Origin of the sequence: Pseudomonas asiatica (assembly GCF_009932335.1) — a bacterium.
Classification (GTDB): domain Bacteria; phylum Pseudomonadota; class Gammaproteobacteria; order Pseudomonadales; family Pseudomonadaceae; genus Aquipseudomonas; species Aquipseudomonas asiatica.
In genome coordinates this window covers 563,979-587,250 of record NZ_BLJF01000003.1, presented here as the reverse complement: position 1 = coordinate 587,250, position 23,272 = coordinate 563,979, and the positions used below count along the sequence as shown (strand labels likewise).

At 63.3% G+C, this 23,272-nt stretch carries 17 protein-coding genes; 2 read left to right on the top strand and 15 right to left on the bottom strand.

The window, feature by feature from the left end:
- Positions 1-128 precede the first annotated feature (128 nt).
- Positions 129-1,040, bottom strand: coding sequence for a LysR family transcriptional regulator (locus GYA95_RS25265; RefSeq protein WP_015272129.1), 912 nt, complete (start codon positions 1,038-1,040; stop codon positions 129-131).
- Between the two features lie 165 nt (positions 1,041-1,205).
- On the opposite strand from GYA95_RS25265, the gene GYA95_RS25260 reads away from it, so the two are divergent.
- The gene (locus GYA95_RS25260) at positions 1,206-2,393 is read left to right on the top strand and encodes an MFS transporter (RefSeq protein WP_015272130.1); all 1,188 of its coding nucleotides are present in this window, start codon (positions 1,206-1,208) and stop codon (positions 2,391-2,393) included.
- Between the two features lie 100 nt (positions 2,394-2,493).
- On the opposite strand, the gene GYA95_RS25255 is transcribed toward GYA95_RS25260, so the two are convergent.
- From GYA95_RS25255 to pilM, 11 genes are all read right to left on the bottom strand, one after another.
- Entirely contained in the window at positions 2,494-2,841 is a 348-nt protein-coding gene (locus tag GYA95_RS25255) for a YgiW/YdeI family stress tolerance OB fold protein (protein ID WP_015272131.1), read from the bottom strand.
- A 114-nt stretch (positions 2,842-2,955) separates the two neighbouring features.
- Positions 2,956-4,020, bottom strand: a complete 1,065-nt coding sequence (hemE, locus tag GYA95_RS25250; protein ID WP_015272132.1) for a uroporphyrinogen decarboxylase — start codon at positions 4,018-4,020, stop codon at positions 2,956-2,958.
- 236 nt (positions 4,021-4,256) lie between these two features.
- Positions 4,257-5,675: an FAD-dependent oxidoreductase gene (locus tag GYA95_RS25245; RefSeq protein ID WP_015272133.1), complete on the bottom strand. Its 1,419-nt coding sequence runs from the start codon at positions 5,673-5,675 to the stop codon at positions 4,257-4,259.
- A 106-nt stretch (positions 5,676-5,781) separates the two neighbouring features.
- Complete coding sequence (gltB, locus tag GYA95_RS25240) at positions 5,782-10,227, bottom strand: glutamate synthase large subunit (RefSeq protein ID WP_013974600.1); 4,446 nt, start codon at positions 10,225-10,227, stop codon at positions 5,782-5,784.
- Positions 10,228-10,599: 372 nt separating this feature from the next.
- Positions 10,600-12,234 carry an SPOR domain-containing protein gene (locus tag GYA95_RS25235; RefSeq protein ID WP_015272134.1) on the bottom strand — a complete coding sequence of 545 codons (1,635 nt, stop codon included), beginning with the start codon at positions 12,232-12,234 and terminating at the stop codon, positions 10,600-10,602.
- 15 nt (positions 12,235-12,249) lie between these two features.
- Positions 12,250-13,347, bottom strand: a complete 1,098-nt coding sequence (gene aroB / locus GYA95_RS25230; protein ID WP_015272135.1) for a 3-dehydroquinate synthase — start codon at positions 13,345-13,347, stop codon at positions 12,250-12,252.
- Positions 13,348-13,443: 96 nt separating this feature from the next.
- On the bottom strand, positions 13,444-13,962 hold the full coding sequence (gene aroK / locus GYA95_RS25225) for a shikimate kinase AroK (protein WP_015272136.1): 519 nt from the start codon (positions 13,960-13,962) through the stop codon (positions 13,444-13,446).
- A 4-nt stretch (positions 13,963-13,966) separates the two neighbouring features.
- The gene (locus GYA95_RS25220) at positions 13,967-15,235 is read right to left on the bottom strand and encodes a type IV pilus secretin PilQ (protein ID WP_080604909.1); all 1,269 of its coding nucleotides are present in this window, start codon (positions 15,233-15,235) and stop codon (positions 13,967-13,969) included.
- Positions 15,159-16,160, bottom strand: a complete 1,002-nt coding sequence (locus tag GYA95_RS25215; protein WP_043936291.1) for a pilus assembly protein PilP — start codon at positions 16,158-16,160, stop codon at positions 15,159-15,161. The genes GYA95_RS25220 and GYA95_RS25215 overlap by 77 nt, the downstream gene beginning before the upstream one ends.
- A gap of 11 nt (positions 16,161-16,171) precedes the next feature.
- Entirely contained in the window at positions 16,172-16,708 is a 537-nt protein-coding gene (locus tag GYA95_RS25210; protein ID WP_015272139.1) for a PilN domain-containing protein, read from the bottom strand.
- The gene (gene pilM / locus GYA95_RS25205) at positions 16,705-17,586 is read right to left on the bottom strand and encodes a type IV pilus biogenesis protein PilM (RefSeq protein ID WP_043935968.1); all 882 of its coding nucleotides are present in this window, start codon (positions 17,584-17,586) and stop codon (positions 16,705-16,707) included. Before pilM ends, GYA95_RS25210 begins: the two co-directional genes overlap by 4 nt.
- A gap of 207 nt (positions 17,587-17,793) precedes the next feature.
- Between pilM and GYA95_RS25200 the strand changes: the two genes are divergently transcribed.
- Positions 17,794-20,244 carry a penicillin-binding protein 1A gene (locus GYA95_RS25200; protein ID WP_371035194.1) on the top strand — a complete coding sequence of 817 codons (2,451 nt, stop codon included), beginning with the start codon at positions 17,794-17,796 and terminating at the stop codon, positions 20,242-20,244.
- Between the two features lie 407 nt (positions 20,245-20,651).
- Here the strand turns inward: GYA95_RS25200 and GYA95_RS25195 are convergent, their stop codons facing one another.
- From GYA95_RS25195 to rpmE, 3 genes are all read right to left on the bottom strand, one after another.
- A complete protein-coding gene (locus GYA95_RS25195) occupies positions 20,652-21,920 on the bottom strand; it encodes a malic enzyme-like NAD(P)-binding protein (protein ID WP_015272142.1) in 1,269 nt (422 codons plus the stop codon).
- A 177-nt stretch (positions 21,921-22,097) separates the two neighbouring features.
- Positions 22,098-22,919, bottom strand: coding sequence for a thermonuclease family protein (locus GYA95_RS25190; RefSeq protein WP_043935970.1), 822 nt, complete (start codon positions 22,917-22,919; stop codon positions 22,098-22,100).
- 2 nt (positions 22,920-22,921) lie between these two features.
- Positions 22,922-23,137, bottom strand: coding sequence for a 50S ribosomal protein L31 (gene rpmE, locus GYA95_RS25185; protein ID WP_003257833.1), 216 nt, complete (start codon positions 23,135-23,137; stop codon positions 22,922-22,924).
- Between the last annotated feature and the right edge of the window lie 135 nt (positions 23,138-23,272).

Below are 23,272 nucleotides of genomic sequence, written 5' to 3'. Positions count from 1 at the left end.
CCCGGAACAACAGCCTTGTGCTGCCTGCCCTGGCCCTATCGCCGGCAAGCCGGCTCCCACACCGACCGCATAAGCCTCAAGCCATGTGCGTCCCTTGTGGGAGCTGGCTTGCCGGCGATGGGGCCCGATCAGGCAACTACACTGCCCCCGCCAACCACCTGCCCCGTGAGCAACTCGGCAAATGCCCGTGCCATCGCCGACCCACCATGCTCGCGCTGCACCAGCCACACCGCCGACATCGCCCCTTCATCCAGCAGCGTGCGATAAACCACCCCCTCGATGCGCATCCGCTGGAACGACGCCGGCAGCACCGATACCCCAAGCCCTGCCGATACCAGCCCGATGATGGTCATCGCCTCCCCCGCCTCCTGGGCAAAATGCGGGCTGAAACCCGCCTGGCGCGCCAGGCTCAGCAACTGTGCGTGCAACCCGCTGCCATAGCTGCGCGGGAAGAACACGAACGGCTCATGGGCCAGCGCGGCCATGTGCAGGCCATGTTCCGTGCCTTCGGCCAATGGATGCGAGGCATTGATCACTGCCACCAGCGGCTCGCGAAACAACTCGGTGGCCACCAGCCCTTCCGGCAGCGGCATCGGCCGCATCAGCCCGACCTCGATGGACTCGTCGAACACCCCTTCTGCGACGTCGCGACTGCTCATTTCCTTGAGGTTCAGGTGTACCGCCGGGAAACGCTTGCGGAAGGCGTGGATGGCCTTGGGTATCTTCGAAGTAAACGGTGCCGAGGAGGTAAAGCCGATCTTCATCTCCCCCAGCTCCCCCAACTGCGCACGCCGGGCGACATCGGCGGCCTTTTCCACCTGCGCCAGCACCTGGCGGGCTTCCTCGAGGAACAACCGCCCCGCCTCGCTCAGCTCGACCCGACGGTTGGTACGCTCGAACAGCCGGGCCCCCAGCTCCTGCTCCAGCGCCTGGATCTGCTGACTCAAGGGTGGCTGCGAAATGCCCAGCTGCTGGGCAGCGCGGCCAAAATGCAGCTCTTCGGCCACGGCGATGAAGTAACGCAGATGGCGCAGTTCCATGATCAGCTCCAAACAGGTCGTATAACGTCTCAAATAGGTCGAACAATATATTGGATCTAATCATTAGCCAGCTATATGCTTTTTTCATTGCGCCAGAGGTACCCGCCCGTGAAAACTGCTGTAGCTCCCCTTCCCGCCGAGCCAGAACCTGCCCCGCTGAACGAAATGTGGATCGAAAAAGGCACCCCCGCCTTCATGAAGACCGTGCTGGCGCTATTCAGCGGCGGCTTCGCCACCTTCGCCCTGCTGTACTGCGTGCAGCCGATGATGCCGTTGCTGTCGAAGGAATTTGCCATCAATGCGGCGCAGAGCAGCCTGGTGCTGTCGGTCTCCACAGCCATGCTGGCGTTCGGCCTGCTGATCACCGGCCCTATCTCCGACCGCATCGGGCGCAAGCCGGTGATGGTGTTTGCCCTGGCCTGCGCCGCCCTTTCCACCCTGGCCAGCGCGGCGATGCCGAGCTGGGAGCTGGTACTGGCCACCCGCGCTCTGGTCGGCCTGTCGCTGAGCGGCCTCGCGGCGGTGGCGATGACCTACCTGAGCGAAGAGATCCACCCGCAGCACATCGGCCTGGCCATGGGCCTGTACATCGGCGGCAACGCCATTGGCGGCATGAGCGGGCGCCTGATCACCGGCGTGCTGATCGACTTCGTCAGCTGGCACACGGCGATGCTGACCATCGGCGGCCTGGCCCTGGTGGCGGCGCTGGTGTTCTGGAAGGTGCTGCCCGAATCGCGCAATTTCCGCCCGCAGTCGATGAACCCACGCAGCCTGCTGGATGGGTTCGTCATGCACTTCAGGGATGCCGGCCTGCCCTGGTTGTTCCTCGAAGCCTTCCTGCTGATGGGAGCCTTCGTCACCCTGTTCAACTACATCGGCTACCGCCTGCTGGCCGAGCCGTATCACATGAACCAGGCGCTGGTCGGCTTGCTGTCGGTGGTTTACCTGTCGGGCATCTACAGCTCGGCGCAGGTCGGTGCACTGGCGGATAAACTGGGCCGGCGCAAAGTGTTCTGGGCCAGTATCGTGGTGATGGCGGGCGGCTTGCTGATGACCCTGGCCAGCCCGCTGGTGATGGTGATCGTCGGTATGCTGGTGTTCACCTTCGGCTTTTTTGGCGCGCACTCGGTGGCCAGCAGCTGGATCGGCCGCAGGGCTTTGAAGGCCAAGGGACAGGCGTCGTCGTTGTACCTGTTCAGCTATTACGCCGGGTCGAGCGTGGCCGGTACGGCGGGCGGGGTGTTCTGGCACCAGTGGGGCTGGAATGGCATCGGGCTGTTCATTGGCAGCCTGCTGGCGGTGGCGTTGCTGGTGGCGCTGCACCTGAGCAAGTTGCCACCGAAATCGGGCTGAACCCCATCACGACAAAAGGCCGCTACTACAGCGGAACGCGATTCCCTGTAGGAGCGGCCTTGTGTCGCGATGGGCTGCAAAGCAGCCCCAAAATCTCGGATCAGTTGATGATCTCGACCATATCCACATCCACCTCCCGGCTCATCAGGTGCTTCTCCACCTCACCGGTCAGCTTGACCTTTGTCTTGTCGTTGAACGGCGTCGGCGGCAGGTCTTCATCATCGATTTCCACGGTGATGGTGCCGGTGTTGTCCTTGAACTCGTACTTGTCGTCGTTGTTGATCTTCTTGGTCACGAAGCCTTGCAGCACCACTGGGGTGTCGTCGGCTGCATCGTTGGCCGCAGCTACGGTGGTCACCGACTGGGCGCCCGGACCGGTGTAGCCGGCAGCCAGGGCGGCAGTGCTGAACAAGGGGGCAAGAATCATCGCAAGGTAACGTGCTTTCATGAGGATCAGGTCCTGTTTCGGTTTCGATGGGACCAGATTAACGATGATCGCTGAATTAAAACTTAATGAACAAAAAGCCCGACACATGGCCGGGCTTCGTGTTCAGCGATCGACTCACTGATGGTATTGCGCCGACAGCTCATGCACGGCGTTGATGAACACGCCAGCGTGCTCCGGGTCGACTTCCGGTGTGATGCCGTGGCCCAGGTTGAACACATGGCCCGTGCCGTGGCCATAGCTGGCCAGGATACGCGCCACTTCCTTGCGGATGGCCTCGGGCTTGGCGTACAGCACGGTCGGGTCCATGTTGCCCTGCAGCGCCACCTTGTCACCCACGCGGCGGCGAGCATCGCCGATCTCGCAGGTCCAGTCCAGGCCCAGCGCGTCGGCACCGGCTTCGGCGATGCTTTCCAGCCACAGGCCGCCGTTCTTGGTGAACAGGATCACCGGCACCTTGCGCCCCTCGTGCTCGCGGATCAGGCCGCTGACGATCTTGCGCATGTAGGCCAGGGAGAACTCCTGGTAGGCCGCCGCCGACAGGTTGCCGCCCCAGGTGTCGAAAATCTGCACGGCCTGGGCACCAGCGAGGATCTGGCCGTTGAGGTAGCTGGTGACCGACTGGGCCAGCTTTTCCAGCAGCAGGTGCAGGGCCTGCGGGTTGTCGTAGGCCATGGCCTTGGTCTTGCGGAAGTCCTTCGACGAGCCGCCTTCGACCATGTAGGTGGCCAGGGTCCACGGGCTGCCGGAGAAGCCGATCAGCGGCACGCGGCCGTTGAGCTCACGGCGGATGGTGCTGACCGCGTCCATCACATAGCCGAGGTCTTTCTGCGGGTCGGGGATTGGCAGCGCCTCGATGTCGGCCGGGGTGCTGATGACCTTCTTGAAGCGAGGGCCTTCGCCGCTTTCGAAGTACAAGCCCAGGCCCATGGCATCGGGGATGGTCAGGATGTCCGAGAACAGGATCGCCGCGTCCAGCGGGTAGCGGTCCAGCGGCTGCAGGGTGACCTCGCAGGCGAACTGCGGGTTCATGCACAGGCTCATGAAGTCACCGGCCTTGGCGCGGCTGGCGCGGTACTCCGGCAGGTAGCGGCCGGCCTGGCGCATCATCCACACCGGGGTGACGTCTACGGGTTGCTTGAGCAGTGCACGCAGGAAACGATCGTTCTTCAGGGCAGTCATGTCGGCATCCGGAAAAATAGTGCGGGCATTTTCTCAGACGCCAGCGCAAAAGGCACGGTCAAGGCCATGCGTTTTGTCTATTGGATGCCATGGATCAAGGATTTTTGTATACAAAAATGCCTTTGGGGCTGCTTTGCAGCCCGTCGCGACACAAGGCCGCTCCTACAGGAAGTACGCGATCCCCTGTAGGAGCGGCCTTGTGTCGCGATGGGCCGCGAAGCGGCCCCGACAATCAATCAGACTTCCAGGTAGTCCAGAATGCCTTCAGCAGCAGTACGCCCTTCGAAGATAGCCGTCACCACCAGGTCCGACCCACGCACCATGTCGCCGCCGGCAAACACTTTCGGGTTGCTGGTCTGGTGCTTGAACTTGCCTTTCTCCGGCGCAACCACGCGGCCCTGGCTGTCCAGTTGGATGCCATGCTGCTCAAACCAAGGCGCCGGGCTTGGGCGGAAGCCGAAGGCGATGACCACGGCATCGGCCGGCAGAATCTCTTCAGACCCCGGGATCGGCTCCGGGCTGCGGCGGCCACGGGCATCCGGCTCGCCGAGACGGGTCTCGACCACCTTCACGCCTTCGACCTTGTCCTCGCCGACAATGGCGATAGGCTGGCGGTTGTAGAGGAACTTCACGCCCTCTTCCTTGGCGTTCTTCACCTCACGACGCGAACCCGGCATGTTGGCCTCGTCACGGCGATAGGCGCAGGTCACCGACTTGGCGCCATGGCGGATCGAGGTGCGGTTGCAGTCCATCGCGGTGTCACCACCGCCCAATACCACCACCTTCTTGCCCTGCATGTCGACGAAGTCTTCCGGCGACTTCTCGAAGCCCAGGTTGCGGTTGACGTTGGCGATCAGGAAGTCCAGCGCATCATGCACGCCCGGCAAGTCCTCGCCCGGGAAGCCGCCCTTCATGTAGGTGTAGGTACCCATGCCCATGAACACCGCGTCGTACTCGGCGAGCAGTTGCTCCATGGTCACGTCCTTGCCCACCTCGGTGTTCAGGCGGAACTCGATGCCCATGCCGGTGAACACTTCACGGCGGTTGCTGAGCACGGTCTTTTCCAGCTTGAACTCGGGAATACCGAAGGTCAGCAGGCCGCCGATTTCCGGGTTGCGGTCGAACACCACCGGGGTCACGCCGGCACGTACCAGCACGTCGGCACAGCCCAGGCCGGCCGGGCCTGCACCGATGATGGCGACGCGCTTGCCGGTTGGCTTGACCTTGGACATGTCCGGGCGCCAGCCCATGGCGAAGGCGGTGTCGGTGATGTACTTCTCCACCGAGCCGATGGTCACCGCACCGAAGCCGTCGTTCAGGGTGCAGGCACCCTCGCACAGACGGTCCTGCGGGCATACGCGGCCGCACACTTCCGGCAGGGTATTGGTCTGGTGCGACAGCTCCGCCGCAGCCAGGATGTTGCCTTCGGAAACCAGCTTCAGCCAGTTGGGGATGAAGTTGTGTACCGGGCACTTCCATTCGCAATACGGGTTACCGCAGCCCAGGCAGCGGTGCGCCTGCTCCACGGACTGCTGCGGCTTGAACGGCTCGTAGATTTCCACGAACTCCTTCTTGCGCTGGCGCAGCAGCTTTTTCTTCGGGTCCTTGCGGCCCACTTCGATGAACTGGAAGTCGTTGTTCAGACGTTCAGCCATTTTTCAAAACCTCTTTACCGCAGTTGCCAGCCTCAGGCTGCAAGCTGCAAGACGATCACTTGAGCACGACGGGCCCCGCGCACGGGGCCGTCACTTGCAGCTGTTGTTACTGCGGGTTGGCACGGGTGCTGGACAGCAGTTGCTTCAGGTTGGCTGCCTTCGGCTTGACCAGCCAGAAGCGCCGCACGTAGTCGTCCAGGTTCTCCGAGAGCTCACGCCCCCACTCGCTGCCGGTCTCTTCCACGTACTCGGCAAGGACCCGCGCCAGGTGGCTGCGGTAGGCCTCCATCGCTTCACCACTGATACGCTGGATTTCCACCAGCTCATGGTTGAGCTTGTCAACGAAGGTATTGTCCATGTCGAGCACGTAGGCGAAGCCGCCAGTCATGCCAGAACCGAAGTTGTAACCGGTCTTGCCCAGCACACAGACAAAGCCGCCGGTCATGTACTCACAGCAGTGATCGCCAGTGCCCTCGACAACAGCGTGGGCGCCGGAGTTACGTACAGCGAAGCGCTCGCCAGCAGTACCGGCGGCGAACAGTTTGCCGCCAGTGGCGCCATACAGGCAGGTGTTGCCGACGATGGCGCTGTGCTGGGTTTCGAACGGGCTGCCGGCTGGCGGCACGATGGTGACCTTGCCACCGGTCATGCCCTTGCCGACGTAGTCGTTGGCATCGCCTTCCAGGTGCAGGTTCAGGCCACCAGCGTTCCACACGCCGAAGCTCTGGCCCGCAGTGCCCTTGAAGCGGAAGGTGATCGGTGCCGCGGCCATGCCCTGGTTGCCGTGCAGGCGGGCGATTTCACCCGAGACCCGCGCACCGATCGAGCGGTCGCAGTTGCAGATGTCGAGGCTGAACTCGCCACCGGCCTGGTCGCGGATGGCCGGCATGGCCATTTCCACCATCTTCTCGGCCAGCTCGCCCTGGTCGAATGGTGGGTTCTTGTCGACTTCGCAGAACTGCGGCTTGTCAGCCGGGATGTGCGAGCTGCCCAGCAGCGGCGTCAGGTCCAGGTACTGCTGGCGCTCGGTGTCGCCTGGCAGCACGTCGAGCAGGTCGGTACGGCCGATCAGCTCGCCGAGGCTGCGTACGCCCAGCTTGGCCAGCCACTCACGGGTTTCTTCGGCGACGAAGGTGAAGAAGTTGATCACCATGTCGACGGTGCCGATGTAATGGTCCTTGCGCAGCTTGTCGTTCTGGGTGGCCACGCCGGTAGCGCAGTTGTTCAGGTGGCAGATGCGCAGGTACTTGCAGCCCAGGGCGATCATCGGCGCGGTACCGAAGCCGAAGCTTTCGGCGCCGAGGATGGCTGCCTTGATCACGTCCAGGCCAGTCTTCAGGCCGCCGTCGGTCTGTACCCGTACCTTGCCGCGCAGGTCGTTGCCGCGCAGGGTCTGGTGGGTCTCGGCCAGGCCCAGCTCCCATGGGGCGCCGGCGTACTTGATCGAGGTCAGCGGCGAAGCACCGGTACCACCGTCGTAGCCGGAGATGGTGATCAGGTCGGCATAGGCCTTGGCCACACCGGCGGCGATGGTGCCGACGCCGGCTTCTGCCACCAGCTTGACCGAAACCAGGGCCTGCGGGTTGACCTGCTTGAGGTCGTAGATCAGCTGGGCCAGGTCTTCGATCGAGTAGATGTCGTGGTGCGGCGGTGGCGAGATCAGGGTTACGCCCGGTACCGCGTAACGCAGCTTGGCGATCAGGCCGTTGACCTTACCGCCTGGCAGCTGGCCGCCTTCACCGGGCTTGGCGCCCTGGGCAACCTTGATCTGCAGCACTTCGGCGTTGACCAGGTACTCCGGGGTCACGCCAAAGCGGCCGGTGGCCACCTGTTTGATCTTCGAGCTCTTGATGGTGCCGTAGCGCGCAGGGTCTTCACCGCCCTCGCCAGAGTTGGAACGCGCGCCCAGGCGGTTCATCGCCTCGGCCAGCGCTTCGTGAGCCTCCGGCGACAGTGCACCCAGCGAAATACCGGCGGAGTCGAAGCGTTTGAGGATCGCCTCCAGCGGCTCGATCTGCTCCAGCGGCAGCGGCTGGTCAGCCACTTTCACCTTCAGCAGGTCGCGGATCATCGACACCGGGCGCTGGTCGACCAGCGTGGTGTATTCCTTGAACTTGGCATAGTCGCCCTGCTGCACGGCAGCCTGCAGGGTGTTGACCACATCCGGGTTGTAGGCGTGGTACTCGCCACCGTGAACGAACTTCAACAGGCCGCCTTGCTGGATCGGCTTGCGCGCGCTCCAGGCTTCGGCTGCCAGCAGCTTCTGGTCGCTTTCCAGGTCTGCGAAACGCGCACCCTTGATGCGGCTGGAAACGCCCTTGAAGCTCAGGCCGACCACTTCCTCGGACAGGCCGATGGCTTCGAACAACTGCGCACCACGGTACGAGGCAATGGTGGAGATACCCATCTTCGACAGGATCTTCAGCAGGCCCTTGGAGATGCCCTTGCGGTAGTACTTGAAGACTTCGTCCAGGTCGCCCAGCACTTCGCCGGTACGAATCAGGTCAGCCAGCACTTCATAGGCCAGGTACGGGTAAACGGCCGAGGCACCGAAGCCCAGCAGCACGGCGAAGTGGTGCGGGTCGCGGGCGGTGGCGGTTTCCACCAGGATGTTGCTGTCGCAACGCAGGCCCTGTTCGGTCAGGCGGTGGTGTACCGCACCAACGGCCAGCGAGGCGTGCACCGGCAGTTTGCCAGGGGCAATGTAGCGGTCGCTCAGCACCAGCTGGGTCTTGCCAGCGCGCACGGCTTCTTCAGCCTGGTCGGCGATGTTGCGGATGGCCGCTTCCAGGCCGACGCTCTCTTCATAGTTGAGGTCGATCAGCTGGCGGTCGAAACCTTCGCGCTCCAGGTTCATCAGCGAACGCCACTTGGCGGGCGAGATGACCGGCGAGCTGAGGATTACCCGCGAAGCGTGCTCGGGGGATTCCTGGAAGATGTTGCGTTCGGCGCCCAGGCAGATTTCCAGGGACATGACGATCGCTTCGCGCAGCGGGTCGATCGGCGGGTTGGTCACCTGGGCAAACTGCTGGCGGAAGAAGTCGTACGGCGAACGCACGCGCTGCGACAGAACGGCCATCGGCGTATCGTCACCCATCGAGCCGACCGCTTCCTGGCCCTGCTCGCCGAGCGGGCGCAGTACCTGGTCACGCTCTTCGAAGGTGACCTGGAACATCTTCATGTACTGCTTGAGCTGGTCGGCGTCGTAGCTGGCCACGCCCTGGTCATCGGTCAGCGTCGCCTGGATGCGCGTGGCGTGCTGACGCAGCCAGCGCTTGTACGGGTGGCGCGACTTCAGGCGGTTGTCGATGGCGTCAGTGTCGAGGATCTGGCCGGTTTCGGTGTCCACGGCGAAGATCTGGCCCGGGCCAACGCGGCCCTTGGCGATGACGTCCTCGGGCTTGTAGTCCCAGACACCGATTTCCGACGCCAGGGTGATGTAGCCGTTCTTGGTGGTCACCCAGCGCGCCGGGCGCAGGCCGTTACGGTCGAGCAGGCACACCGCATGGCGGCCTTCGGTCATGACGATACCGGCCGGGCCATCCCACGGTTCCATATGCATGGAGTTGTATTCGTAGAAGGCACGCAGGTCGGCGTCCATGGTCTCGACGTTTTGCCAAGCTGGCGGTACCAGCATGCGCACGCCACGGAACAGGTCGATGCCGCCAGTGACCATCAGCTCCAGCATGTTGTCCATGCTAGAGGAGTCGGAGCCGACGCGGTTGACCAGCGGGCCGAGCTCTTCGAGGTCGGGGATCAGGTCGTTGGCGAATTTGGTGCGACGGGCCATGGCCCAGTTGCGGTTGCCGGTGATGGTGTTGATCTCGCCGTTGTGGGCGAGGAAGCGGAACGGCTGCGCCAGCGGCCATTTCGGCAGGGTGTTGGTGGAGAAGCGCTGGTGGAACACGCAGATCGCGGTTTGCAGGCGCTCGTCACCCAGGTCCGGGTAGAAGGCCGCGAGATCGCGCGGCATCATCAGGCCTTTGTAGATGATGGTCTTGTGCGAGAAGCTGCAGATGTAGTGGTCGGCGTCGTGGGCGTTGGCCACGGACGAACGGCGACGGGCACTGAACAGCTTGATGGCGAATTCCTGGTCGCTCAGGCCTTCACCGCCGATGAACACCTGCTCGATCTGTGGCAGGCGCTCAAGGGCCAGGCGGCCGAGCACGCTGGTATCGATCGGCACCTTGCGCCAGCCGACCAGTTTCAGGCCAGCAGCGAGGATTTCGCGGTCCATGTTGGCGCGGGCGGCTTCCGCTTTGACCGGGTCCTGGTTGAAGAACACCATGCCGACGGCGTACTGCTTGGGCAGCTCGACGGCGAAGTGCTCCTGGGCCACGGCACGCAGGAATTGATCGGGCTTCTGCATGAGCAGACCGCAACCGTCACCGGTCTTGCCGTCGGCGTTGATACCGCCGCGGTGGGTCATGCAGGTCAGTGCCTGCATGGCGGTTTGCAGAAGGTGGTGGCTCGGTTCGCCCGTCATATGGGCGATCAGGCCAAAACCACAGTTGTCCTTGAATTCTTCGGGATGGTACAGACCTGTTTTCATAGACACATTCTCACCAGGTTCACCTCTCAACGGAGGTAAATCTCTTTTTTAACAACCACTTACCATCCACGCCGATCAAACGCCAGCTTTTTTGCGGTGGCCATGGAAAACCATTGTTGCACAGCGACAGCGATGCCCACAAATTTTCATGTCTCACCATTGAAAATTTATGTCGCAATTTTGAATGTTTTTGCGCCATGCGCCGTGATAGCGGCTTGGCTCGAGTCTGAAGCGTTTCAGCCATGACTGCAAGTAAGGCTTGTGGCCGGCAGCCTGGGACAGAAAAGCCTGCCGCGTGACAACGCAGCAGGCTAGTCGAAAGTCAGTAATCGCTCAGCAACTGGGCGGCGGGGTGGTGCCGCCCGGAAGGTATCAGCGGGCCGAGGCCAGCTCTTGTTGGACGCTGGCGACGGTACGTGGCCAAGGTTTACCAGCCTGGACCTTCGCTGGCAAGTTCTTGATTGCCGCAACCGCTGCGTCGCGGTTGGCGAAGTTGCCGTAAGTGACTACGTACAGCGGCTTGCCCTGCAGGTTTTTCTTGAAGTAGCGATAGTCGCCACCTTGAGCCTTCACGAACGCCTGAGCCGAAGCCTCGGAGCTGGTACCCAGGATCTGCACCACATAATTGCCCGGTTTCTGCCCGGCGTACCAACCGCTGTTGCCGCTGCCACCGGCTGCCGGCTTCTCGACAGGCTTGGCGGCCGGCTTGGCCACGGGGACCTGGGTTGGTGCTGGTGCAGGCTTGGCAGGCGCAACCGGCTTGGCAGGTTGGGTTGCGACAGGTTTTGGCGCAGGCGCAACCGGCTGCGGTGGCGTCTGTACTGGCTGGGCTGGCGCCGCGGCTACTGGCTGGGCAGGTACCGGTGCAGGGCCCGCTGGCACACCTTGCGGCGGCGCGATGGTGGTCACGGTTGGCGGCGGGTTGCCTGGCTGCAGGGCGGTATCACCGGCCGGGCTGCCCTCTTCACCCTCGCCCATGCCCGCGGCCTGGGCCAGTGGCTCGCGCATCACCGGCTGCGACTGGCCAACCAGCGGCAGCGGCATCGGCTGGGACGAACCCGAGAACTCGATGGCGGGATTGCCACCATTGGCCTGGCCCTCGCCAAGCGGCAGCTGGGCCTGGGCGGCCGGCGCTTCGGCAGGTGCCTTGTCACCTTTCTTCGGCATCAACACCGCGGCCGCAACGGCGACCACAACCACAGCGGACAGCGCGAGCACATGTTTTTTAGGCATCTTGAACCCCATGGATGGTCGCTTGGCCGTCGAGCGGCTGGCGATCATGGCTTCGATCAAAGTGTCACGGGCGACCTGGTTGATGTTGCCAGGCCAGCCGTCGGAGTTTTCATGGATATCGACGATCTGTTCACGGCTGAACACCTCGATGCCCCGGCCAGCACCTTCCAGGCGCTGCTCCAGGTACTCGCGGGTTTCTTCTTCACTGTAGGGGGCGAGTTCGATGATGTGGAAGCGTTCTTCCTCGATATTGATCTCGTCCAGCCCGGCAATCAGCGACGGCTCACCGAACAGGAACACGTGCGGGCGCCCTTCCGGTACACCCGCCGCCAATTCCAGCAACGCTTGGAGTGCCGACTCGTCGAGTTGTTCCGCATCGTCCACCAGCAAATACACTTCCTGGCCGGTCAGTGCCAGTTGCACCACCTTGGCCAGGATCGCCTGCATTTCGGCCTCGGCCACATCCAGGTTCTGTGCAACCTGGCCGAGTACGCTGGCGGCATCGCTGGCGCCACGGGCGGACACCACCACGCTCTGCACCGCCTGCTTGTTGGTACTGGCCACCAGGGCCTGGCGCAGCAGGGTCTTGCCACTGCCCAGCGGGCCGGTGACAACCAGCATCAGCTGGCTGTAGCGCGCCAGGTGATGCAGCTGGCCGAGCACGGGCTTGCGCTGGGCCGGGAAGAACTTGAAGCCGGGCACGCGGGGCGCGAACGGATCATGGCTCAACTGGTAATGGTCGAGAAAGGCCTCATCGGCATGCAAACTGGTCATTGCGCTGTCACAACCTCAAAGCTGGGCCACGATCGCGCGGTAATCCGCCGACAACGTGGCCTGTAGAATCTCTTTCGGATAGTCGTCGGTCACCACGGCCTCGCCCATCTGGCGCAGCAGCACCAGACGCAGGCGGCCGTCGAGCACTTTCTTGTCGACCGCCATGTGCTCCATGAAATGCGCCGGGGTCATTTCCTGTGGTGGCACCACCGGCAAACCTGCGTCCTGCAACAGGCGGATTCCGCGATCGCGCTCGGCCTGGTCGATCCAGCCAAGGCGCATGGACATCTCCAGGGCCATCACCGTGCCCGCCGCCACGGCTTCGCCGTGCAGCCACACGCCGTAACCCATGTGGGTCTCGATGGCATGCCCGAAGGTATGCCCCAGGTTCAGCGTGGCGCGCACGCCAGACTCGCGCTCGTCGGCACCCACCACCGCGGCCTTGGCCGCGCAGGAGCGGCGGATGGCTTCGGTCAGCGCCACCGGGTCGAGGGCACGCAGTGCCTGCATATTGTCCTCGAGCCAGGCGAGGAACGGTTTGTCGCAGATCAGGCCGTACTTGATCACTTCGGCCAGGCCTGCTGACAGCTCGCGTGCCGGCAGGGTCTTGAGGCTGGTGGTGTCTATCAGCACCGCATTGGGCTGGTAGAAGGCACCGACCATGTTCTTGCCAAGCGGGTGGTTGATACCGGTCTTGCCGCCGACCGAGGAGTCGACCTGGGACAGCAAAGTGGTCGGCACCTGGATGAAGTCGACGCCGCGCTGGTAGCAGGCGGCAGCGAAGCCGGCCATGTCACCGATCACGCCGCCGCCCAGGGCAACCACGGTGGTGCGGCGGTCGTGCCGTGCAGTCAGCAGGCCATCGAAGATCAGCTGCAGGGTTTCCCAGTTCTTGTGGGCTTCGCCATCGGGCAATACCACCGGCAGCACCGAATAGGCCCCCAGGGTCTTGCTCAGGCGTTCGAGATACAGGGGCGCGACGGTCTCGTTGGAAACAATGGCAACCTGCCGCCCGGCAATGTGCGGCGCCAGCAGCTCAGGCTGGTCCAGCAGGCCTTCGCCAATGTAGATCGGGTAGCTACGCTCGCCCAGGTCGACCTTTAGTGTCTGCATGTATCCCCACAATGTACTTGTGCGCGGCGCCGCTCGGGCACCTACGCGGTTACGTTGAACCTCGCCTCGGCGCTGGTGGCCGAGAATAGTCCCGGGCTAACGGGGCGGCAACTGCTGCAAGCGCTCGAGAATATCGATCACCACCATGCGTGGCGGCCGCTCGTCGGTTTCTACCACCAGGTCGGCGATCTCGCGGTAGAGCGGGTCGCGGGCTTCCAGCAGGGCGCGCAAGGTCGCCTCGGGGTTGGCGGTGCGCAACAGGGGGCGATTGCGATCACGCGCGGTGCGACCAACCTGCTGTTCGACCGAAGCATGCAGATAGATCACCCGGCCACCCTGGTGCAGGGCCTTGCGGTTGGCTTCGCGCATTACCGCACCACCGCCGGTCGCCAAGACCACGCCATCGAGTGCGCACAGCTCGGCGATCATCGCCTGCTCGCGGTCACGGAAACCCGGCTCGCCTTCCTTGTCGAAAATCCACGGGATGTTGGCGCCGCATCGCAGTTCGATTTCCTTGTCGGAATCCTTGAACAGCAGGCGCAGCTCTTTGGCCAATAGGCGTCCGATGGTGCTTTTACCAGCACCCATGGGCCCCACAAGTATCAAATTTCGCACAGAATCAACGACTCACAGCAATCGCCTGGTCACTCATGATACGCGGAGTCAGGAAGACCAGCAGCTCGGATTTTTTCTCTTGTAATGCATCGCGTCGAAACAGCCGCCCAACATACGGCAGATCGCCGAAAAATGGCACCTTGTCGACCACATTGTTTTGCGAAGTCGAGTACACGCCACCGATCACGATCGTTTCTCCGTCCGTCACGCGAACCTTCGCATTGACCTCGTTCTTGCGGATCGGCGGTACGTTGTTCAAGGCATTGACGTAATCCGGCTCGTCCTTGGTCACCCTGACGGTCATGATCACCTTGTTGTCCGGAGTGATCTGCGGGGTCACTTCCAGCGACAACGAGGCTTCGCGGAACGCTACCGAGGTGGCGCCGCTCTTGCTGGTTTCCTGGTACGGCACCTCGGTGCCTTTGAGGATCCTGGCCGTTTCCTTGTCGGCCGTGACCACCTTGGGCTGCGAGATGATTTCGCCGTTGCCGCTCTTTTCCATGGCACTGAGTTCCAGGTCGAGCAGCACATCGCCACGCAACAAGCCCAGACCGATGCTACCGCCCACCCGCTCCACCCCGAGATCGACGAACAGATCCTTGCCCGGGCGCGGGTTCTCGACATACAGCGGCCCACCCCAGCGCACCCCCAGGCTTTTCTCGTAATCGACGTTGGCCTCGACGATACGTGCCTCGATCGCCACCTGACGCACCGGCACATCCAGCTGCGCCACCAGCTGCCTCAGTTCGGCAAGGCGGTCTGCCGGCTGGTACACCACCAGCGTATTGGTGCGCTCATCGACACTCAGGCTGCCCCGACCGTTGAGGATGCCGTCATCCGCCAGGCTCGCCAGCAGCAGCTCTGCCAGCTCGGCGGCCTTGGCGTGATGAATGGGCAACAGCTCCCGACGCAACGGCTGCAACTGTGCATCCAGCGCCTGGCCCACATGGGCATCGACAGACTGCGCGGCAAACTCCGCCGCGGGCGCCACCAACAGCACATTGCCCTCCTGTCGCCGGGCCAAGCCCTTGCTGCGCAGCACCAGATCCAGCGCCTGGTCCCATGGAACATCCTCAAGGCGCAAGGTGACGCTACCCTGCACGGCATCGCTGGCAACCAGGTTGACACCGGCATAGTCAGCCAGCACCTGCAGCACCGAGCGCACTTCCACATCCTGGAAGTTCAGCGACAGTGGTTCACCCTGATAAGGCATTGCCGACGCCAGCGGGAACGGCAGCAGGGCTGCCAGCATCCATTTCATCAATCTTTTCATCGTCGTCCGGGGCCTCCTTGCCCAGGTGCTTTGCCAGCGTGATGAACGCCGTGCGTTCATGCCACCCCCCTGCCATGAACAGCCGTTCGCGTACTTCGACCTGGGATTGATCAACTCTCGCCACCACCCCCTGGTCACGCCCGACCCGGTCCCCAGGGCGTACGCGATAGAGCCTGCCCGCCGCCATCAGCAGTGCTTCGTGTTCCGCTCCACGTGACAGGCTGCCGACCATCTCCAGTTGCGCCAAAGGCACGCCGGCCAACCCGCTGGCCGACAATCGCGTCGCTCCAGGCGCAAACGGGTCGACTGCGGGCGCTGCCGTCCCGCCCCTGGCTGGCATGCGCGCTAGCATCGCAGGCTGCGGCACTGGCGCCAGCGCCTGATAGGCATCAACCCGCAACTGCAGGCGCAGCAGCCCAGGCTTGCCATCTGCTGGAGCCAGTTGCAGGTCACCACTACGCAAAACACGCGCCTGGCCCAACCAGTCACCCAGCCACTGGCGCAATGCCGCGTATCGCCCCACCACCTGTAACTCCAGCGGCACCTGGCGGAAACCGGCCTGCTGTTCGTCTTCATGAACGTCGAAGCGCTCGATCAGCAAGCCATGCGCGTGCCCCGAAGCCGCCAGACGCTCGAGAAGGTCACTCATGCCCTCACCGGCCGCCAGGTGCCAGTGCGCCTCGCGCAAGCGTTGCTCGGCGATGGTTACCGACGCGTGGAGTTGCTCCAACTCGGCCAGTTGCACCGCGCCGGCTGAATGCTGTTCGTTCAACTCGGCGTGCCGAGCCTCCTCCTGCGCCTGCTGTTGCAGCGCTGCAGGCAGACGTATGGCGCAGCCCAGGCCGAACAACGCCAAGGCCACCAGCACTGGCGCCAGCTGCCTGAAGCGGCTGGAGCTCTCGGCCATGGCCAGCCAGCCGAGCACCTGCGCAGCATTCACGACCAGAACGCCGAAACGCGCGCCCCCAGCAGGAATTCATCGCCGCCTGGCAGGCTCCTGACGCGTTTGAGTTCCAGACCGACCAGCGCACTCGAGCGACTCAGGTCACGCATGAACTGTGCGACCACGGCACCTGACTTGGCCAGCCCGGTCATCTGCAGATTGCCATCCTCCAGGCTGAGGTCGAGCAGTTGCACACCCACCGGCAACGCCCGCTCGAGGTCAGCGAAGACCCCGACCAGCACATCCTGATGGGCGCGCAGTGCTTCCAGCGCCACCACGCGTGCCAGCAGCGCCTCATGCTGCGCATGCACATCGGCCAGCGGCTGCAACTGCTCGCCCAACGCCTCAAGGGCTGCCTGGTGCCGGGTATTGGCCAGCGCCTGCTGCTCCCCGCGCCAGCGGGCCAGCTGGTCGACCAACATCACGCCACACAGGGCCAGTAGAGCGCCGGCGACCAGTTGCCTGCGGAAAGACCGCAACGCGGCTTGCCGCTGCCGTTCGCGCCAGGGCAGAAGGTTCAGCCGCATCATCGACGCAATCCTCCGAGAGCCAGGGCGCAAGCCAGAATCATCGCACCATCGACGTGTTCCAGACGCGCCAGGTCAGGCACTAGGCGGCACGGAAGGTTCAGCTGGGAGCCGAGGCTTTGCAACTGGCCCGCTTCGACCGGAGAACAGCTGGCAATCAACAGGCATTCCGGCAAAGGCTCACCGGCGAGCAAGGCCAGCAGGCGCTCTGGCAGCGCCCCGGTTATCGTCGACAGCCCCAGGCTCAGCTCACGCCGTTGCTGAGGCTGCCCCGAATGCCAGCCATAAAGAATGGTGCTGTGCGCCTCGATACGCAGCAACGCCGAGCTTTGGTGCCGGCCCTGCGACAGCATGCGCCCCAAGGCAATGCTGTCGACCTCCACGGCCTCCAGTTGCAGCCCTGCCTCCTCGACGATGCCTTCAAGTGGCGCCAGTGCGCTCTGCCGACATGCCGCCACCATCACCTCGGCGCAGCCTGGCTGGACGCGAGAACCGCCCAGGACCTGAAAATCCAGGGCCAGGTCTTCCAGCGGAAATGGAAACAGCCGTTCGGCGTCAGCCAGCAGCTGCGCCTCCACTTCTGCACCGCCCTGTTCCACTGGCAGGTGGCATAGCTTGCAGATCACCTGGTTACCCGGCAGTGCCAGCGCGACCCGGCGCTGTCTGAGGCCGCTGCGCCTGTAGGCGCGCCTCAAGGCAGCCGCCACGGCGCCAGGCTCTGCCGCCCAATCACTGCCAGCCAATGATTCGAACGGCTCTTGTACCGAGGCAAGCACCCGGCAGCGCCGGTTACGCCGCTGCAGTTGCACAATCCGAACGGAGTCAGGGGCAATTTCCACCCCCACGAGTGAACCGGCATCCTTGCCGAAGCGTCCTAGCATCGTGGCATCCTTGTTGTCTGTCGCCGCCATCTTTCGCGGCTACCTGCCCCAACCCCGCGTCAGCACTAGGCCGCGCCTGCCCATCGAGGCGACGGGCAGCCTGGCCGGTAACCCGGAGAGGCGAAAAAATGCTTATAATGCCCAGCGTTTTTTGGTCCGCCGGACCTGCGTGCAATCCACTCCCAACCTGGACACCGAAAAGCCTTGATACGTCTGCTGAAGTTCTTCTGGTGGTCTTCCGTCGCAGTCATCTGCGCGCTCGTACTCGGTGTGAGCGGTGCGTTTCTGTATCTTAGCCCCAACCTGCCCTCGGTCGAGTCGCTCAGAAGCATCCAGTTGCAGATCCCCCTCAGGGTGTACAGCAGCGACGGCAAGCTGATTGCCGAGTTCGGCGAAATGCGTCGCTCACCGATCCGCTTCGAGGAAATTCCCCCACAATTCATCCAGGCGCTTCTGTCGGCCGAGGACGACAACTTCCTCAATCACTACGGTGTCGACCCCAGCAGCCTGATGCGCGCCGCGACCCAGTTGGTGAAAACCGGCCATATCCAGACCGGCGGCAGTACCATCACCATGCAGGTGGCGAAGAACTTCTTCCTCACCAGCGAGCGCAGCTTCTCGCGCAAGACCAATGAAATCCTGCTGGCCCTGCAGATCGAGCGTGAGCTGACCAAGGACGAGATCCTCGAGCTGTACGTGAACAAGATCTACCTGGGCAACCGCGCCTACGGTATCGATGCCGCCGCGCAGGTGTACTACGGCAAGTCGATCCGCGACGTGAGCCTGGCGCAGATGGCGATGATCGCCGGCCTGCCCAAGGCACCCTCGCGCTTCAACCCGCTGGCCAACCCCGTACGCGCCAAAGAGCGCCGCGACTGGATCCTCGGCCGCATGTACAAGCTGGGCAAGATCGACGAAGCCAGTTACCAGGCGGCCCTGGCCGAGCCGCTCAACGCCAGCTACCACGTGCCCACGCCTGAAGTGAATGCGCCTTACATCGCCGAAATGGCCCGCGCCGAAATGGTCGGTCGCTACGGCAGCGACGCCTACACCGAAGGCTTCCGCGTCACTACCACGGTGCCCAGCGACATGCAGGAAATGGCCAACAAGGCCATCCTCAACGGTCTCTCCGACTACGATGAGCGCCACGGCTACCGCGGGCCCGAAGCACGCTTCCCGGGCCGCACCCAGGCAGCCTGGCTGCAGGAACTGGGCAAGCAGCGCAGCCTCGGCGGCCTGGAGCCGGTCATCGTCACCCAGGTCGAAAAAACCGGCCTCAAGGTGCTGACCCGCAGCGGCCAGGAAGAGCAGGTGGCCTGGGACACCATGAAATGGGCGCGCCCGTTCATCAACAGCAACTCCCAGGGCCGTGCGCCGCAGTCACCGGCAGATGTGGCCCAGGTTGGCGACCTGGTGCGCGTGCAGCGCCTTGAGGATGGCAAGTTCAAGTTCAGCCAGGTACCTGGCGCGCAGAGTGCGCTGGTCACCCTCGACCCTTACAACGGCGCCATCCGCGCCCTGGTCGGCGGTTTCTCGTTCGAGCAAAGCAACTACAACCGCGCCATGCAGGCCAAGCGTCAGCCGGGCTCGAGCTTCAAGCCGTTCATCTACAGCGCCGCACTGGACAGTGGCTACACCGCATCCAGCCTGGTCAACGATGCACCAATCGTGTTCGTCGACGAGTACCTGGACAAAGTCTGGCGACCGAAGAACGACACCAATACCTTCCTTGGTCCGATCCGCATGCGCGAAGCGCTGTACAAGTCGCGCAACCTGGTGTCGATCCGCCTGCTGCAGGCCATGGGCGTGGACCGCACCATCGACTACATCGCCAAGTTCGGCTTCAACAAGCAGGACCTGCCACGCAACCTGTCGCTGGCACTGGGCACCGCCACCCTGACCCCTATGGAAATCGCCACAGGCTGGAGTACTTTTGCCAACGGCGGGTACAAGATCACCCCGTACCTGATCGATCGCATCGAAAGCCGCAGCGGCGAGACGCTGTTCACCGCCAACCCGGCTCGGGTACCGCAAGGTGCCGAGGACCAGGCGGGTGTGGCCGCGCCCGAACAGCCGATCAGCACAACCGCCATGCCTGGCGAGGCACCCGCTGCCTTCAGCCAGGTGGCTTCTGCACCGCAGGCGCCGGCCGTGGCCGAGCGGATCATCGACGGTCGCACCACCTACATCCTCACCAGCATGCTGCAGGACGTGATCAAGCGCGGCACCGGCCGCCGGGCGCTGGCCCTGGGCCGCACCGACCTGGCAGGCAAGACCGGTACCACCAACGAGTCCAAGGACGCCTGGTTCTCTGGCTACAACGCCGACTACGTGACCACCGTGTGGGTCGGCTTCGATCAGCCCGAAACCCTTGGACGCCGCGAGTACGGCGGCACGGCGGCACTGCCGATCTGGATGAGCTTCATGGGCGCGGCACTCAAGGACAAGCCTGCGCATGCGCCGGCAGAACCGGAAGGCATCCTCAGCCTGCGCGTCGACCCGGTCAGCGGCCGTGCCGCTTCGCCGAGCACGCCGAATGCCTACTTCGAGCTGTTCAAGGCCGAGGACTCGCCGCCGTCGGTGGATGAACTGGGCACTGGCGCAGCACCGGGCAGCCCACTGCCGGCGGATGAAGCGGCGCCGATGGACCTGTTCTGACGGCAGGTGCTTGTCTCAGGTTTTTGCGTGGGCGCGTAAATCGAGCGCCGCCCGCGCGGCGCTTCGCGGCACAAGGCCGCTCCCACATTTGTTGCAACGTGGCCATGTCTGTGAGGCCATGGTTGTCAGCCTTGTTGGCATGACTGGATTTCAAGGTGGGCATTGATGCCGCCCCGTCTGGCTAAAACCATGCACTAAGGCGGGCAACCATGGCCTGACAGGTTCGGCACGTTGCAACAAATGTGGGAGCGGCCTTGTGCCGCGAAGCGCCGCGCGGGCGGCGCTCGATCTCATAGGCGACAAATTTGCCATGGCAAACACCAGCAGCCCTGACACATCCTTCACAACGGCAAACAAAAAGCCCCGGCTCATACGAGCCGGGGCTTTTTTGTGTCGCCAGGCAGCAATCAGCCTTTGAACACGTCATCCACGCTGGTCAGCGGGTAGTGCTTCGGATACGGCAGGGTTGCCACGCCGGATTCGATGGCGGCCTTGGCCACAGCGTCGGAAACGACGGTGATCAGGCGTGCGTCCAACGGCTTCGGAATGATGTACTCACGACCAAATTCCAGAGCCTGTACGCCGTAGGCGTCGCACACTTCCTTCGGCACTGGCAGCTTTGCCAGATCTTTCAGGGCGATGGCGGCGGCGATTTTCATTTCTTCGTTGATGCGCTTGGCGCGAACGTCCAGGGCACCACGGAAGATGAACGGGAAGCCCAGTACGTTGTTGACCTGGTTCGGGTAGTCGGAACGACCGGTAGCCATGATCACGTCGCTGCGAGTGGCATGCGCCAGCTCTGGCGAGATTTCCGGGTCCGGGTTCGAGCAGGCGAACACGATCGGGTTGGCAGCCATCGACTTCAGGCCTTCGGCGCTCAGCAGGTTCGGGCCGGACAGGCCTACGAACACGTCGGCACCGTCGAGGGCGTCAGCCAGGGTACGCTTGTCGGTGGCGTGGGCGAACTGCGCCTTGTACTGGTTCAGGTCGTCACGGCCAGCGTGGATCACGCCGCTGCGGTCGATCATGTAAATGTTTTCGACCTTGGCACCCATGCTTACCAGCAGCTTCATGCAGGAGATGGCGGCAGCGCCGGCACCCAGGCAGACGATCTTGGCGTTTTCCAGCTTCTTGCCGGCGATTTCCAGGGCGTTGATCATGCCGGCAGCGGTCACGATGGCGGTACCGTGCTGGTCATCGTGGAATACCGGGATGTCGCACTGTTCGATCAGGGTGCGCTCGATTTCGAAGCACTCAGGCGCCTTGATGTCTTCGAGGTTGATGCCACCGAAGGTGATCGAGATGCGGCGAACGGTGTCGATGAACGCCTGCGGGCTTTCCGACTCCACTTCGATGTCGAACACGTCGATACCGGCGAAACGCTTGAACAGAACACCCTTGCCTTCCATGACCGGCTTGGAAGCCAGTGGGCCGAGGTCACCCAGACCGAGGATGGCGGTGCCATCGGAAATCACCGCAACCAGGTTGCCTTTGCCGGTGTATTTGTAAGCCAGCTCTGGATCACGGCCGATTTCACGCACGGGCTCAGCAACACCTGGGCTGTAGGCCAGGGCGAGGTCACGGGCGGTGGCTGTGGGCTTGGAGAGTTCGACGCTCAGTTTCCCCGGACGAGGTTGAGCGTGATATTCGAGAGCGGCGGTTTTCAGGTCTGACATGGTGGGCATTCCGCTATTTACTGTTCTGACGGACCGCCGAGGATACGCAAAGAGCCGGGGAGCCACAAGACTGGTCGGTCACTTGTGTCAAGGCCTTTAGCCTACGACTTTACGCTATAACCCACGGGGCATACGCCTAACAGTGTGTACAATCCAATAGCGAAATGTCTACATCTTTTAGCCTGAAATGCGCTCCAACATGCTCGGATCGGTCAACGGCAACAGCCAACGTCGCTGCCCGGGCTTGAGGCCGCCCTTGCGGGAACGATCCAGCACCCAGCCACGCGCCTCGACTTGGCGTCCCTTGAGGTTATCGAAGAAGCTGGCGGGGAAGTTGCGCTGCAGACGAGCGGGAACCTGCAGCACCACCGCACCGTCCAGGTTCAGCCAGACCCCGCCACGGTTGCGCTCCACGCCTTCGATGCGGCCCGCAATGACCGCGAAACCCGACTGCCGGACATCCCCGGCACGCACCACCGGCGAACGACGCCACAGCCCGGAGCCAGCCTTGCGCGCAGCCTGCTCGGCAAGCTGCTGGCAAGCGCTGAGGCGCACATTGGGGGCAACCGCGACGCGATAGCCCAAGCCCTCGCTGAGCAGCTGTGCTTCGATATTGTCGCCATTGCGCCCGTAGATATGCGCCAGCGTGCGGCCGTATTTGTCCTTGGACTCGACGCCCGGCTCCAGCCCTACACGCCCGTCGCTGGCTTTGACCAAAGCTTGCAAACGCTGCCTGGCGGCCTCGGCATAGGGTTCGCTAGTGCGCCCGTTACGGCCGATTTCCGGGGCATTGATGCCGATCAATCGCACGCTGCGGCCATCGACCAGGCGCAAGGTATCGCCATCGACCACCTGGCGCACCGCCACCTGCTGAGGGCTGCCTGGTAGCGGGCAGAACGCCAGGGCCGGGAATTGCCAGATGACGCCCATAAAAAAGGCGCCCACAAGGGGCGCCTTTTTTTGCAGCAATGCGAAACCCGAGGGGTTCGCCATGCGCATGATTACTTCTTGGTACCGAACATACCGAAGCGATCGGCGAACTTCTGTACGCGACCACCGGTGTCCAGGACTTTCTGCTTACCGGTGTAGAACGGGTGGCACAGGTTGCAAACGTCGATCGCCAGGGTGCTGCCCAGGGTCGAACGGGTTTCAAACTTGTTGCCGCAGCTGCAGGTGACTGCAACTACTTCGTAGTTCGGATGAATATCTGCTTTCATGGTCACTTCCTCGAGCTGCGTGCCGCCACCCAACACCAATTGTTGAATACCGCACGTAATTAGGCGGCGAATAATACCAGAGCATCACGCCAACGCAAGTTGTCGCTTGCACCGACCGTCGTCTGCTAGGCTCGC